Here is a 13,461-nt window from a genome sequence, read left to right on the forward strand (position 1 = left end):
TCATGTTTGTTCTTGAGCTGACCTACACGGCCCCGGTCGAGCGCGTCGACGCGCTGCACACAGCGCACCTCGCCTGGCTCGACGAGCAGTACGAAGCCGGTGCCTTCATCGCCTCCGGCCGCAAGAACCCGCGCGACGGCGGGATCATCCTCGCCGTCGGGGACGACCGCGCGCAGATCGAGAAGATCACGGCGGCCGACCCCTTCGTCACCGGCGACGTGTGCGCGTACCGCGTCACGGAGTTCATCGCGACGAAGACGGCGCCCGAACTGGCCGGTTTCCGGCAGCAGTTGCCGGGCTAGTCGGCCCGGGCACCGGTCGCGCTCACCGTTCCAGCCGGGCGACGCGCCCCTTCTCGCCCGAGGCCCAGCACGCGCCGTCGCGGGTGCAGTCCGCCGTGTCGTACGAGCCCGTGTCGACGGTGCGCCAGGTGCGGCCCGCGTCGAGCGTGAGGTCGGTCCCCGTCGGGCCGACCGCGAGGGCGCTCGTGCGGCTGTGCGGGAGCCAGGTGACGCCCGAGCGGTAGGCGGGGACGGGCGCGGCGGACGCCGCCCAGGTGCGGCCGCCGTCGCTCGACGTGGCCGAGGCCCGGGGAGACGCCTGGTCCGCGCGGTAGTCGCCGCCGACCGCGATGCCGTGCGTGCGGTCGCGGAACGCGAGGCCGAAGACGCCGCGCGCCGGGTCGCCCGCCGGGATCGGGGCGTCGGTCGCCCGCCAGGTCAGGCCACGATCGGACGAGTGCAGCACACGCGCGCGTGCGGCCCCGCCCGTGGCCAGCCACACGTCGCGCGGACCGGCGCTGACCAGACACTGGCCGCTCGCCGCGAACCCGGCCTCGCCCTCCTGCGCCGCGGGCATGCCGTCGCCGGGCAGGACCTCCCAGGAGCGTCCTCCGTCGCGTGTGGACAGGATCCGGTACTTGCCGTCGACGGGGTCGCTCATCGCGAGGCCGTGGCGCGCGTCGAAGAAAGTGAGGCAGTCGTAGAACGCCTTCGGGTCGGGATTGCGGAAGGACTCGGTCCAGGTGACCCCGCCGTCGTCCGTGCGGAACACCCGCGAGGCGTCGCCCTCACCGATCGCGAGGACGACCGCGCGCTTGCTGTCGAAGGCCTCGATGTCGCGGAACTCCAGCCCGCCCGCGCCGGGCGGCGACACGTTCCGCCAGTGGGAGCCGCCGTCGGAGGTGCGGAGCACCGTGCCCTTGGTCCCGGCCACCCACGCAGCGTCGCGACTCACCGCGGCAAGCCCTCGGAAGCGCGCGTCGGTGCCGCTGTCCTTCAGTTCCCAGTGCGGCGCCCCGTGCGTACCGTGCGGCCCCGCCTGTGGGTGCCCGCCGGCGGCCTGCGCCGGACCCGCCGGAGCGAACGCGAGGGCGAGCGCCGCCCCGGCCAGCCCCATGGACACCATCCGTCTCGACTTCCCCATGCCCCTCATGGCGGGCGAAGCTAGCCCACTCCCCCGGCCCCGTCCAGATGGCCCGCCGACCGGAACGACGCCTACCGGTGACCGACGTCACTCACCTTTCCTCGGCCGTTCGGTGCACGGATTCCCTCGTTCCGCCGTCTCTTCAAGTGGCGGGAAGTCTCACCCGCCGCCCGGCTCGCCGTCCGAGCTGTTGCCCGAACCGCCGTCCGTTCAGCCGTCACAAGGGAGCAGGCGTTGTCCACCGTCATCGAGCAAGCCGTAGAGGCCCGTCTCGTCGCCGCCGCGCCGCGGATGTCGACCATCCCCGCGACCTTGCGCTACGACATGCGGGACCCCTTCGCCGTGCGGATGGCGTTCCCCGCGCCGGCCACGCTCGAGGGCGTCGACGTGAGCTGGACATTCGCCCGCGAGCTGCTCTCGGCCGGCGTGCGGGAGCCGGCCGGTGCGGGCGACGTCCGGGTACGGCCGTACGGCTTCGACCGCACGGTCCTGGAGTTCCACGCCCACGAAGGCACGGCGATCGTGCACATCCGGACGGGCGAGCTGCGCCGCTTCCTCAGCAGCACGGCGGCGATGGTGCCGGTGGGCGACGAGCATCTGCACGTGGACCTCGACGGCGATCTCGCCGACCTGATGCGCGACGCGATCTGACCGTACCCACCACCGGGCTCAACTGCCTTGACCCAGAAGGGCATTGAGCTCGCCGTACTCGAGCCCGCCGGCCAGGCTCCCGTACGTTCCCTCGGTGAGCAGTTCCCGGGCCGCCCTGCGGACGAGGGCGTGCGCGGCCTGCGCGATGCCCCCGCCGACACTGATCCGGGCGACACCGAGCGCGGCGAACTCGGGCACGGACGGCGCCCCGGGCCACGCCATGACGTTGAGCGGCCCGTCGACGCCGGCGACGAGCGCCTCCACGGTCACCGGGTCGACGACCCCGGGCACGAAGATCCCGTCCGCTCCTGCCGCAAGGTAGCCCGCGGCCCGCTCCAGCGTCGCCGCAAGCCGCTCCTCCGGCTTCCCCACGCCCATCAGATACGTGTCGATACGGGCGTTCACGAACAGCGCCACGCCCTCCGTGTCCGCCGCCGCGCGGGCCACCGCGATCCGCTCCGCCTGCGCCTGCACAGGCCGCAGCGGGGCGCTCCCTCCGTGCCAGGCGTCCTCGATGTTGACGCCGACCGCTCCGGCGTCGAGCACGGCGCGCACGGTGGCGGCGACGTCCCGGGCCGCGTCGGCGTAGCCGCTCTCGATGTCGGCGGTCACCGGCACGTCCACGGCCGAGGCGATCCGCGCGACGGCGCCGAGCGCCTCGTCCCTGCCGAGCCGGTCCCCGTCGGCCACGCCCAGGTCCCAGGAAAGGCCGGCGCTGGTGGTGGCGACGGCCGCGGCTCCGGCGTCCGCGACGATGCGGGCACTCGCGACGTCCCAGGCGTTGGGCAGGACGAGCGGGCGGCCGGCGACGTGCTGCGAACGGAAGGCCAGAGCCAGGTCATTCAGATGTGTGCGGTTCGTCATGCCGCAGAGCCAACCATCCGGCTCCCCCACGCGGCTGGCGAAAATCCGACACGTACGTGTGACACCCGCTCAGCGCCTCCTCAGCCCCCGCCCGCCGAGGCGCGCGCCGCCTCCGCCGCCTTGACGGCCGCGGCGAGCGCGGCGCGGATGTCGCCCAGGCTCCGGTCCAGCTCGGGGGACAGGTCGCCGGCGCGCGCGACGAGGTCGTCGAGGCGGTCCTTGTGCGCGCGCCGGGCCTTGCCGGGGATCAGGCGGCGCAGCTTGCCCGTGGCGGCGAGGACCGCGAGGACCGCCTCGTCCTCGTCCACCTGCCCGGCCGGCTCGGCCCCCTCCAGCGCGCCCAGCACCTCGGCCCGCAGCACCTCGACGAATCCGGCGCGCTCCAGGCCGTACCGCGTCACGGGGAAGAGGCCGAGGACCCGCTTGCGCTCGGCCAACAGATAGCCCTCGGTGGCGAGTTGACGGCGCACGGTGTCGAGGGTGGCGCCCGAGCGGTAGCCGATCCAGGTACGCCACGAGCGTGGCCTCGACTCCTCCACGAGTTCCATCAGTTCATCGAGGACCAGGTCGCCGGTGCGCGCGTCGAAGACCGGGGTGACCACCCCGTCCACGTCGCTGACGACGCGGCGCCGGGCCAGTTCGACGAGTGCGGCGGCGCGGACGCAGAGCGCGAGGTCCGGGGCGCCGGAGACCCTGCCTTTCTCCGTGTCGAAGCCCAGCAGGAAGAGCCGGGCGGGCAGCGAGAGCGAGCCGTGGGGCACGAGGGCCTCCTCCTGGAGGGTGGGGGCGGGGGCGGGGAGGTTCAAGATAATTCGTTGACGGCCCGGATCCGCCTTCGTACGGTGTTGAGCGTTCCCGTTGATCCTGTTGTCGTCGATCGGAGTAGGACGTTGCTCTTCTGAGGTTCTGAGACACCGCGTCACGCGGCCGCGCCCCAGTGGTGCGCCACGTGTCCTGCGTGTGCGACCTCGGACGATCGAGCCGTCCTCCTGCCGGAATCCGGTGCAGGAATTTCCTCGGCGCCCCATGGGCGTGCGCTCTCGTTCCCTCCGGCCGTCGTCGCCCGCGGTGTCCCGACACGCTGCCCACCGTTCCCACCGAGCGACCGCGAGGCCGTATGTCTACCTCCCCCACCTCTCTCACGTGCACCTCCCTCACCTACGCCTGGCCCGACGGCACAAGCGTCTTCGACGGCCTCCAGGCCGCCTTCGGCCCCGGCAGGACCGGGCTCATCGGGCTCAACGGCGCCGGCAAATCCACGCTGTTGAAGCTGATCGCCGGTGAGCTCACCCCGACCGACGGCGCCGTGAAGGTGGCCGGCGAGATCGGGTACCTGCCGCAGAACGTCACCCTCGAAACCTCTCTGCGCGTCGACGAGGCCCTCGGGATCGCACGCGCCCGCGCCGCGCTGCACGCCATCGAGGCGGGCGACGTACGCGCGGAGCACTTCACGGCGGTCGGCGACGACTGGGACGTCGAGGAGCGCGCGGTCGCGACCCTCAACGGGCTCGGCCTGGGCCGCATCGGCCTCGATCGCACCGTCGGCGAGCTCTCGGGAGGAGAGTCCGTACTGATCCGCCTCGCCGCGCTGCTCCTGCACCGCCCGGACGTCCTGCTGCTCGACGAGCCGACGAACAACCTCGATCTGCCCGCCCGCAGACGCCTGTACGCGGCCGTGGAGGCGTGGCCGGGCGTCATGATCGTGGTCAGCCACGACCGTGAACTCCTGGAACGGGTCGACCAGATCGCCGATCTGCGCGCGGGCGGTCTCGTCCGGTACGGCGGGAACCTCTCCGCGTACGAGGAGGCGCTCGCGGCCGAACAGGAGGCGGCGGAACGCATGGTGCGGGTCGCCGATGCCGACCTGAAGAAGCAGAAGCGCGAACTGGCCGACGCCCAGGTCAAGTTGTCCCGGCGCAAGCGCTACGGACAGAAGATGTGGGACACCAAGCGCGAGCCGAAGGCGGTCATGGCGCAGCGCAAGCGGCAGGCCCAGGTCTCCGCGGGCAAGCACCGCCAGCTGCACGAGGGCCGGCTCGCCGAGGCGAAGGAGCGGCTCGACGAGGCGGTGGAGGCCGTGCGCGACGACGACGAGATCCGTGTCGACCTGCCGCACACGGCGGTGCCGCCGGGCCGCCGCGTCTTCACGCTGCTGCAGCTGCGGATGGCCTACGGGGCGTGCGTGCAGGGCGAGTTCGAGGTGCGCGGCCCGGAGCGGATCGCGCTCGTGGGGCGCAACGGTTCGGGCAAGACGACGCTCCTGCGCACGATCGCCGGGGACCTCGATCCCGTTTCGGGCGAGGCGCTGACACACGTTCCGCTGCGCTTCCTGCCGCAACGGCTCGACGTGCTCGACGAGGACTCGACCGTCGCCGAGAACGTGGCGCGGTTCGCTCCCGGCGTGACGAACAACCGCGTCAGGGCGCGGCTCGCCCACTTCCTGTTCAAGGGGGCGCGGGCCGATCAGGCCGCGGCGACCCTCTCGGGAGGCGAGCGGTTCAGGGCGACCCTCGCGGCGCTGATGCTCGCCGAACCGGCGCCCCAGCTGCTGTTGCTCGACGAGCCGACGAACAACCTCGACCTGGCGAGCGTCCGGCAGCTGACCACGGCGCTGGAGTCCTACGAGGGCGCGCTGCTCGTGGCGAGCCACGACCTGCCGTTCCTGAAGTCCATCGGGGTCACGCGGACACTGCTCATGGAAGGAGGCCGGCTCCGGGACATCACGGCGAAGGAGGGCGGGTACGGCGGATAGGCCGCGCGCCGGGCGGGCGCGGGACGGAAACGGGGTGCGAGCGGGGGATTCCGTCGCCGGCGCCGGGCTGTGCATGATGTCCGCGCCGGACCGGCCCGAAACCGGCCCGAGCCCGCCCGTACCCGTCCGCGAGCCGTCCCGTCCCGAGGAGCGCCGCACGTGCCCAGCCAGAAGGCCCTCGTCCGCCGCCCCGGCCCCCGCCTCGCGGACGGGCTCGTCACGCACGTCGAGCGCACCCCTGTCGATCCCCGGCTGGCGCTCACGCAGTGGGAGACCTACGTCGCGGCGCTGAGCGCGCACGGCTGGGAGACGGTGGAGGTCGGGGCCGCCGACGACTGCCCCGACGCGGTCTTCGTCGAGGACGCGGTGGTCATGTACCGCAACGTCGCGCTGATCACCCGGCCCGGCGCCGCGTCCCGGCGTGGGGAGACGGCGGGTGTCGAGGAGGCCGTGGAGCGGCTCAGCTGCTCCGTCAACCGGGTGCGGGAGCCGGGCACCCTCGACGGCGGCGACGTCCTGAAAGTCGGCGACACGATCTACGTCGGACGCGGCGGGCGCACGAACGCGGACGGCGTGGCCCAGCTGCGGGCCGCGTTCGAACCGCTCGGAGCGAACGTCGTCGCCGTGCCGGTCAGCAAGGTGCTGCACCTGAAGTCGGCGGTGACGGCCCTGCCCGACGGCACGGTCGTCGGGCACGAGCCGATGATGGACATGCCGTCCCTCTTCCCGCGCTTCCTGCCCGTCCCGGAGGAGGCCGGCGCGCATGTGGTGCTCCTGGGCGGCGGAAAGCTCCTGATGGCGGCGAGCGCGCCGCGGACGGCCGAGCTGTACTCGGATCTCGGCCTGGAGCCGGTTCTGGTGGACATCGGCGAGTTCGAGAAGCTCGAAGGCTGTGTGACGTGCCTCTCAGTCAGGCTCCGTGAGCTGCACTCCTGAGGCGGAATGAAGCGTCGGAGGCCACTGAGACCGGAGGGGTCAGTTCCGGGGAGCCCTTTACAGAGGGTTTAACCTACGGCAACGTAACCTACGACACCGTAGGTACAACCGCTCGTGCCTGCGATTCTTTGCCTCGCACTACTCCCGTCCCCCCTGGAGCCCTCGTGACCATCACCTCTCCCCACCTCGGCAGCTCGTCCTCCACCTGGACCGACGCCCAGCTGCTGTACGCGCTGGAGGAAGTGGTCGAGAAGGAACTGAACCGGCACCTCAAGGTGGCCAAGGACTGGATGCCGCACGAGTACGTGCCGTGGGCCGACGCCCGTAACTTCCCCGGCTTCTTCGAGGACGGCGAGGCCTGGGCGAAGGACCAGTCCAAGGTCACCGAGATCGGCCGGGTCGCGCTCGTCGTCAACCTGCTCACCGAGGACAACCTCCCCAGCTACCACCACGAGATCGCCTCCCTCTTCGGCCGCGACGGCGCCTGGGGCACCTGGGTGCACCGCTGGACCGCCGAGGAGGGCCGCCACGGCATCGTGATGCGCGACTACCTGCTGGCCTCGCGCGCCGTCGACCCGGACCAGCTCGAGCAGTTCCGCATGGCGCACATGGCCGAGGGCTTCGAGTCCGACAACCGGCACTCGATGCTGCACTCGGTCGCGTACGTCGCCTTCCAGGAGCTCGCGACCCGCGTCTCGCACCGCAACACCGGCCACCAGTCGGGCGACCCGGTCTGCGACCGCATGCTGGCGCGCATCGCCACCGACGAGAACCTGCACATGGTCTTCTACCGGAACCTGCTCGGCGCGGCCTTCGAACTCGCCCCCGACCTCACCATGCAGGCCGTGCGCGACGTCGTCGTCAACTTCCGGATGCCCGGCCACGGCATGCCCGGCTTCGAGCGCGCCGCCGCCCAGATGGCCATCGGCGAGATCTACAACATGCGCATCCACCACGACGACGTGATCCAGCCCGTGCTGCGCTTCCTGAAGGTCCTGGACATCGACGGGCTCGGCCCGGAGGGGCTCAAGGCGCAGGAGGAGCTCGGTCTGTACATGGGCGGCCTGGACAGCGAGGCCGCCAAGTTCGACGAGAAGCTGGCGGCCCGCAAGGCCCGCATGGCGGCCCGCGCCGGCGGCTGACCCACACTCCGTCACGCAAGCACGCCCCGGGCCACGCGCCCGGGGCGTGCCGCGTCCCGGGCGCGTGGCCCGCTCACCCGCGGCGCAGCTGGTAACGCTCCTTCTCGGAGAGGCCGCCCCAGACGCCGAAGCGTTCGTCGTTGGCGAGCGCGTACTCCAGGCAGGCGGAGCGCATCTCGCACCGGCCGCAGATGCTCTTCGCCTCGCGCACGGAGCTGCCGGGCTCGGGAAAGAAGAAGTCGGCGCCCGTCTGGGCGCACAGCGCCGCGTCCTGCCATGAGGGGACGGGGGCCGCGGGAGCGCCGGCCACGGAGCGCAGCGTGTGGTTCGAGTACATGCCGCAGATCGTGCCGCGCGGCGAAAAACAGACGATCAACGACTGATCAACGCGGCGCGCCGGGCGGATCGCGATCTGTGCCCACCCCGCTCGACCCGGCTCGGGTCCGGTCCGGGTCGGGTCGGGTCGGGTCCGGCTCAGGTCTGGTCCGGGTCCCCCTTGATCACCGCGAAGCGGGCGCCCTGCGGATCGGTCAGCTTGGCGATGCGGCCGACGCCGGGCAGGCTCGTGGGCGCGAAGCGCACCTTACCGCCGAGCCCCTGGGCCCGTGCGGCGATCACATCGACGTCCGGCACATGGAAGTACGGCGTCCAGTGCGCCCCGATGTCGGCCTCCGACGGGTCGTCGCCCAGCGTGACCATGCCGCCGAACATGTCGTCCTGGCTCGTGCCGGCCGGGTTCACCGTCACATAGGTGCCGCCCGGGAACGACACGTCGAACGTGCCCCAGCCGAGCACCGAGCCGTAGAAGTCCTTCGCCGCGGCGACGTCCGGGGTGTACAGCTCGATCCAGTTGAGCGAGCCGTCGTCCGTGGCGAGATCCAGGCCCTTGTTCCGTCCCGGCTGCCAGAGGCCGAACGTCGCCCCCGCGGGATCGGCGATGACGGCCATGCGGCCCAGGTCTGTCACGTCCATGGGCCGGAAGGGCGCGGATCCGCCGACCTGCTCGGCGGCCTGCACGGTCGCGTCCGCGTCCTGCGTCTGGAAATAGACGGTCCAGGACGGCGGGGCCTGGTCGGACGTGACCGTCATGCCGCCGGCGACGGTCCTGCCGTCGAGCTGGAACAGGCCGTAGCCGCCGACCTCGGGGCCGCCCGTCTGGAACTGCCAGCCGAAGAGACCGCTGTAGAAGGAAACGGCGACGTCGAGATGCGGCGTCCCGAGATCCAGCCAGTTCGGCGAGCCGTCGACGAAACGGGTGGTGAGCATGGTGCCCTCCTCGCTGAGGGTGCCCCCTTGCAGGGGTCCTGCTGTCTGCCTCACCGAGTCTGGCACCGCGCACCGACAATGGAGGTTCCACGCGCCGCCACCGCCCCGGAAGGCCACCTGGCCGACGCCGGGCCACCGCGCGGCGATCGCCCGGTCACCGCCCACCCCTCGCGTCGGCCACCACGTCAGCCATCGCCAAGAGTTGAACGATTCACATAAATGGGAGCGCTCCCCGTCACAAGTCTTGACCTGTCGCGCCCCACTCGCAACAGTAGGGCTCCCCCACACATCAGGAGTCCTCCGTGATATCGCGCAGACTGTTCCTGACAGGCGCCGCCACGGCCGCCACCGCACTCACCTACCCGGTCTGGGGCAGCGCCCTCAGCCCGGACGCCAAGGCAGCCCCCGCCACCTGCGAACTCGCCCTGCAGAACAAGTCGTTGCCCGGCACCGTGCGCGCCTACGTCACGGGCCACGAGCAGGGCACCGACCGCTGGGTACTGCTCACGCCCGACGGCGGGGTCTACCACCCCGACTCACCGGCCGCGCCGCAGACCCCCCTGCCCGTCGACTGCGCCATCCCCCTGGGCGCCGCGGGTTCGGCGCCGAAAGTGCTGACACTTCCTCAGATGTACGGTGCCCGCGTCTACTTCGTACGCGACGACACTCTCGACTTCTTCCTCAACCCGGGCCCCTCGCTCGTCGAGCCGGCCTTCGCGACCTCCACCGACGCGAACTACGGGAAGACCTGGTCGTTCTGCGAATTCACCTTCAACTCGGACCAGTTGTACGCGAACATCAGCTACGTCGACCTGGTGACCGCCCTGCCCATCGGCCTGACCCTGGAGGGCGACGCCACACACACCGTCGCACCGCCCCCGGACGGCGCAGTCGAGAAGATCGCCGCGGATCTCGCCGCCCAGGCCGCCAAGGACGGGCAGCCCTGGGACAAGCTCGTCATCCGCGGCGGCGACGGCAAGGTCCTGCGCGTCATCTCGCCGCAGAACCTGATGGCCCCGTTCTTCGACCGCCCCGACCAGATGCCGTTCAGGGACGTCTGGGACAGCTATGTCGACCAGGTCTGGGAGAAGTACCGCACGACCGACCTGAAGATCGACCTCCAGGGCGGCCGGGGCGTGTTCACGGGCCGCGTCAGCGGCGACACCCTCACCTTCGACGGCGGACACAGCTTCCCCAAGCCCGCCTCGAAGGACATCTTCACCTGCAATCACGGCCCGTTCACCAACAACCCGGGCGACCCCGACGACAAGAAGGGCCTCCTCGCCCGTCTCGCCGCCGGGTTCAACCGCAGCATCATGCTGACCCACCCCGAGCAGCCGAACGGCGCCTCGACCGCCGACTACTACCAGGGCGACGTCACCAACCACTGGTCGCGGGTCGTGCACGCCAACTCGCCCATCGGGTACGCCTTCCCGTACGACGACGTGCGTCCCGACGGGCAGCCGGACGTGTCCGGCGCGGCGAACGACGGGAACCCGCGGCGCTTCACCGTCAGCGTCGGATCGTAGGTCCCGGGCGGCTCACGCCCCGGTGTCCTCGCGGATGAGCTCTGCCGCCTTCTCCGCGAGGGCGACGGTCGGGGCGTGGGTGTGGCCGCGGGTGATGCGCGGCATCACCGAGGCGTCGACGACGCGCAGGGCCTCCACCCCCCTGACGCGCAGCCGCGGGTCCGTCACCGAGCCCTCGTCGGCGCCCATCCGGCAGGTGCCGACGGGGTGGTAGAGCGTCTCGGCGCCCGCACGGATCACCCCCGCGAGCTCCTCGTCGCCGACGGTCCCCGGGTACGGCGCGAGGGGCCCGTCGGTGTACGCGGCGAACGGCTCGGCCGCGAAGAGCTCCTCGGCACGGCGCACCCCGGCGATCAGCGTGCGCAGATCCTCGTCCCGGGACAGATAGCCCGGGTCGATCAGCGGCCGCGCCGAGGCGCCGGCCCCGCCGGGGGTGATGCGGCCCTTGCTCTGGGGCTGCAGAAGGACGACACCGATCGTGACGCCGTGCTCGACGGGCGGGGTGAGCCCGTGGTTGACGAACGGCACGGGTGCGTAGATCAACTCGATGTCGGGAGCGTCCAGTTCGGGGCGGGTCCTGATGAAGGCGACCGCCTCCCCGACGTTCGACGTGAGCGGTCCGCGGCCGGAGAGCAGGAAGCGGCCCACGTTGGTGAGGGAGTCCGCGCCGGTGAGGGTGATGGGCCGCGGGCAGCGCATCGTGACGGCGTAGGAGAGGTGGTCCTGGAGGTGACGGCCGACGTCGGGGGAGGCGACGCGGACGTCGATCCCGGCCTCGGTGAGCTGCTCGGGGTCACCCACGCCTGCCTGCTGGAGCAGTTGCGGCGAACCGATCGCTCCGGCGCTGAGGACGACCTCGCGGCGCGCCCGCAGGATGCCGGGGACGCCCTCGGCGACGACGCCTGCCACGCGGGTGCCGTCGAAGTCGAGGCGCGTGACCCGGGCGTCGGTGTGGATGTGCAGGTTGGGCCTGCCCTTGGCCGGCTTCAGATAGCCGTCGGCCGCGCTCCACCGGCGGCCTCGGTGCTGGTTGAGCGGGGTGAGCGCGAAGCCGCCGTGGTCCTCGTGGTTCAGCTCCGGCAGATGTTGCAGCCCCGCGCCGCGGCAGGCGTCGAGGAAGGCGGACGTCGACTCGTTCGGGTCGCGCGGCGGGGAGATCCACAGCGGCCCCTGGGTACCGTGCGGGGAGTCGGCCCGCTGGGTGCCCGCCCAGCGTTCGGCGCGCTGGAAGTAGCGCGCGAGCTGCCGGTACGACCACTCCTCGCCGGCCGCCTCGCCCCACGCGTCGTAGTCGTCGCGGTGGCCGCGCACCCACATCATGGCGTTCATCGAGGAGCAGCCGCCGAGTGTGTGGCCGCGCGGCCAGTACAGCTCACGGCCGTCGAGCCGGGACTGCTTCGACGTCGAGTAGTCCCAGTCGTACGGCGTCTTGAACAGCTTGGGGAACGCGGCCGGGATACGGATCTCGGTCTTGCGGTCGCGCGGGCCCGACTCGACGAGCGCGACGCTCACGGCCGGATCCTCCGACAGCCGCGCGGCCAGCACGGAGCCGGCGGACCCTGCCCCGACGATGACGTAGTCGTACTCGCTGTCCTTGCTCAACTCGGCTCCCGGTGTGAGTGGTTGGGGCGTCCGGCGACCATCTCCGCCGTCCCGGGAGATGTACACCCGTGGTGCGCACCCAGGTGAGGTCTTCGCAACTTCGCCTCACGAATCCCGCCACCGGCACGCGGGTCCCACCGTCCGGCACACCTGCTCCAGGAGCCGCTGCACTGTGGCCGTCGGTGCTACATGGTGTGGCCCGCGGAGTGATGCGGCTCGTAGCCCGGGACGGTGCCGTCCTCCTTCTTCACCAGGAACAGCCCCACCATCCCCATGTCGGAGTGGCTCTGGACGTGGCAGTGGTACATCCAGGCGCCCGCCCCGACCCCCTCGCCCGCGATGATCTGGAAGCCGAACGAGTCCGCGGGGCCGACGATCTTGTTGTCGACGACCCGGCTCGGGTCGTCCGGGCCGGTGAGCATGCCCGTGCGGTTGTCCGCCCAGCGATGACCGTGCATGTGGAAGGTGTGGTAGTACTCGCCGTGCGTGATCATGACGATCTCGACGCGATCGCCCACCGTGGCCTCGAAGTCGGGGCCTTCGTGCGCCGGCTTGTTGTTGATGGTCATGTCGTTGAAGACGATGGTGAACGTGGTGTCCGGGAGGACGTCGCCCTTGCGCCGGACGATCACCGGTCCGTACAGACCCTTGCGGATGCCGCCGGTGCCGTGTTCCGTGCCGACGACGTGGTCGTGGTAGTGCCAGTACCCCGCACTGCCCGCGCGCCACGTGCCGTCCTTGCGCCGGCCCGGGGCGTGGGTGCGCCAGGTGTAGGTGCGCTTGCCGCCGGGCTCGACGTCGCTCCTGTTGAGCTTGGTGCCGTCGCTGGAGACCTCGTAGTCGAGGCCGTGGACGTGCAGGCTGGCCGCCACGTCCATGGTGTTCTCGAACTCGATGTGCAGCGTGTCGCCCTCATTGAGCTCGATGAGGGGGCCGGGCACGGAGGCCTTCCCCTTCTCGAACCCGTAGCCCATCTGCCCGTCCGCGAGCTTCTCGGCGTACATCTTGATGTGCTTGACCTCACCGCCGGCCGGGGCCGTGCGCACCGGGCCGTCGGCGGGGGCGGCATCGGTCGCCGCGATGAGTGACAACGATGTCGCCGTCGTCGCGGCGGCGGCCCCACCCATCAGCACCCGCCGGTTGAAGCTGCGTCTGTCCATGCCGAACTCCCCACTCTCGTACGGGACTTACGCGGACATGCCACCAGTGCCTGTCGTGACGGCCAGAGAGACGGTAACCGGCTGATCTTCGTTTATCCACACTCAGGACAAAGTTCGCGCCATTGCGGCCATAC

General features: G+C 71.5%; 13 protein-coding genes. 6 read left to right on the plus strand and 7 right to left on the minus strand.

Annotated features, from left to right (window positions below):
- Positions 1-2 precede the first annotated feature (2 nt).
- Positions 3-302, plus strand: coding sequence for a YciI family protein (locus ACFC96_RS00840; protein ID WP_376609402.1), 300 nt, complete (start codon positions 3-5; stop codon positions 300-302).
- Between the two features lie 22 nt (positions 303-324).
- On the opposite strand, the gene ACFC96_RS00845 is transcribed toward ACFC96_RS00840, so the two are convergent.
- On the minus strand, positions 325-1,425 hold the full coding sequence (locus tag ACFC96_RS00845; RefSeq protein WP_376251711.1) for a WD40/YVTN/BNR-like repeat-containing protein: 1,101 nt from the start codon (positions 1,423-1,425) through the stop codon (positions 325-327).
- Positions 1,426-1,659: 234 nt separating this feature from the next.
- On the opposite strand from ACFC96_RS00845, the gene ACFC96_RS00850 reads away from it, so the two are divergent.
- On the plus strand, positions 1,660-2,076 hold the full coding sequence (locus tag ACFC96_RS00850) for an SsgA family sporulation/cell division regulator (RefSeq protein ID WP_340459941.1): 417 nt from the start codon (positions 1,660-1,662) through the stop codon (positions 2,074-2,076).
- An 18-nt stretch (positions 2,077-2,094) separates the two neighbouring features.
- On the opposite strand, the gene ACFC96_RS00855 is transcribed toward ACFC96_RS00850, so the two are convergent.
- On the minus strand, positions 2,095-2,940 hold the full coding sequence (locus ACFC96_RS00855; RefSeq protein WP_376609403.1) for an isocitrate lyase/phosphoenolpyruvate mutase family protein: 846 nt from the start codon (positions 2,938-2,940) through the stop codon (positions 2,095-2,097).
- Positions 2,941-3,020: 80 nt separating this feature from the next.
- A complete protein-coding gene (locus ACFC96_RS00860) occupies positions 3,021-3,746 on the minus strand; it encodes a GPP34 family phosphoprotein (RefSeq protein ID WP_376609405.1) in 726 nt (241 codons plus the stop codon).
- Between the two features lie 311 nt (positions 3,747-4,057).
- Here ACFC96_RS00860 and ACFC96_RS00865 point away from each other — a divergent pair, with 311 nt between their 5' ends.
- From ACFC96_RS00865 to ACFC96_RS00875, 3 genes are all read left to right on the plus strand, one after another.
- Positions 4,058-5,692 (plus strand): ABC-F family ATP-binding cassette domain-containing protein, encoded by a 1,635-nt coding sequence (locus ACFC96_RS00865; protein ID WP_376251706.1) that lies wholly within the window; start codon positions 4,058-4,060, stop codon positions 5,690-5,692.
- A 159-nt stretch (positions 5,693-5,851) separates the two neighbouring features.
- On the plus strand, positions 5,852-6,628 hold the full coding sequence (gene ddaH, locus ACFC96_RS00870) for a dimethylargininase (protein WP_376609407.1): 777 nt from the start codon (positions 5,852-5,854) through the stop codon (positions 6,626-6,628).
- Between the two features lie 164 nt (positions 6,629-6,792).
- Positions 6,793-7,770 carry an acyl-ACP desaturase gene (locus ACFC96_RS00875; RefSeq protein WP_376251703.1) on the plus strand — a complete coding sequence of 326 codons (978 nt, stop codon included), beginning with the start codon at positions 6,793-6,795 and terminating at the stop codon, positions 7,768-7,770.
- A gap of 73 nt (positions 7,771-7,843) precedes the next feature.
- Here the strand turns inward: ACFC96_RS00875 and ACFC96_RS00880 are convergent, their stop codons facing one another.
- Both ACFC96_RS00880 and ACFC96_RS00885 read right to left on the minus strand, forming a co-directional pair.
- A complete protein-coding gene (locus ACFC96_RS00880; RefSeq protein ID WP_376251701.1) occupies positions 7,844-8,107 on the minus strand; it encodes a WhiB family transcriptional regulator in 264 nt (87 codons plus the stop codon).
- 137 nt (positions 8,108-8,244) lie between these two features.
- Entirely contained in the window at positions 8,245-9,036 is a 792-nt protein-coding gene (locus tag ACFC96_RS00885; protein ID WP_376609409.1) for a VOC family protein, read from the minus strand.
- Between the two features lie 302 nt (positions 9,037-9,338).
- Here ACFC96_RS00885 and ACFC96_RS00890 point away from each other — a divergent pair, with 302 nt between their 5' ends.
- Positions 9,339-10,565 (plus strand): glycoside hydrolase family 64 protein, encoded by a 1,227-nt coding sequence (locus tag ACFC96_RS00890; protein WP_376609411.1) that lies wholly within the window; start codon positions 9,339-9,341, stop codon positions 10,563-10,565.
- Between the two features lie 12 nt (positions 10,566-10,577).
- Here ACFC96_RS00890 and ACFC96_RS00895 read toward each other — a convergent pair whose 3' ends face one another.
- Together ACFC96_RS00895 and ACFC96_RS00900 are read right to left on the minus strand one after the other, a co-directional pair.
- The gene (locus ACFC96_RS00895; RefSeq protein ID WP_376609413.1) at positions 10,578-12,167 is read right to left on the minus strand and encodes a GMC family oxidoreductase; all 1,590 of its coding nucleotides are present in this window, start codon (positions 12,165-12,167) and stop codon (positions 10,578-10,580) included.
- Positions 12,168-12,352: 185 nt separating this feature from the next.
- Entirely contained in the window at positions 12,353-13,327 is a 975-nt protein-coding gene (locus ACFC96_RS00900) for a multicopper oxidase domain-containing protein (protein WP_340459025.1), read from the minus strand.
- Between the last annotated feature and the right edge of the window lie 134 nt (positions 13,328-13,461).

This window comes from Streptomyces sp. NPDC055955, from assembly GCF_042270245.1.
Classification (GTDB): Bacteria; Actinomycetota; Actinomycetes; order Streptomycetales; family Streptomycetaceae; genus Streptomyces.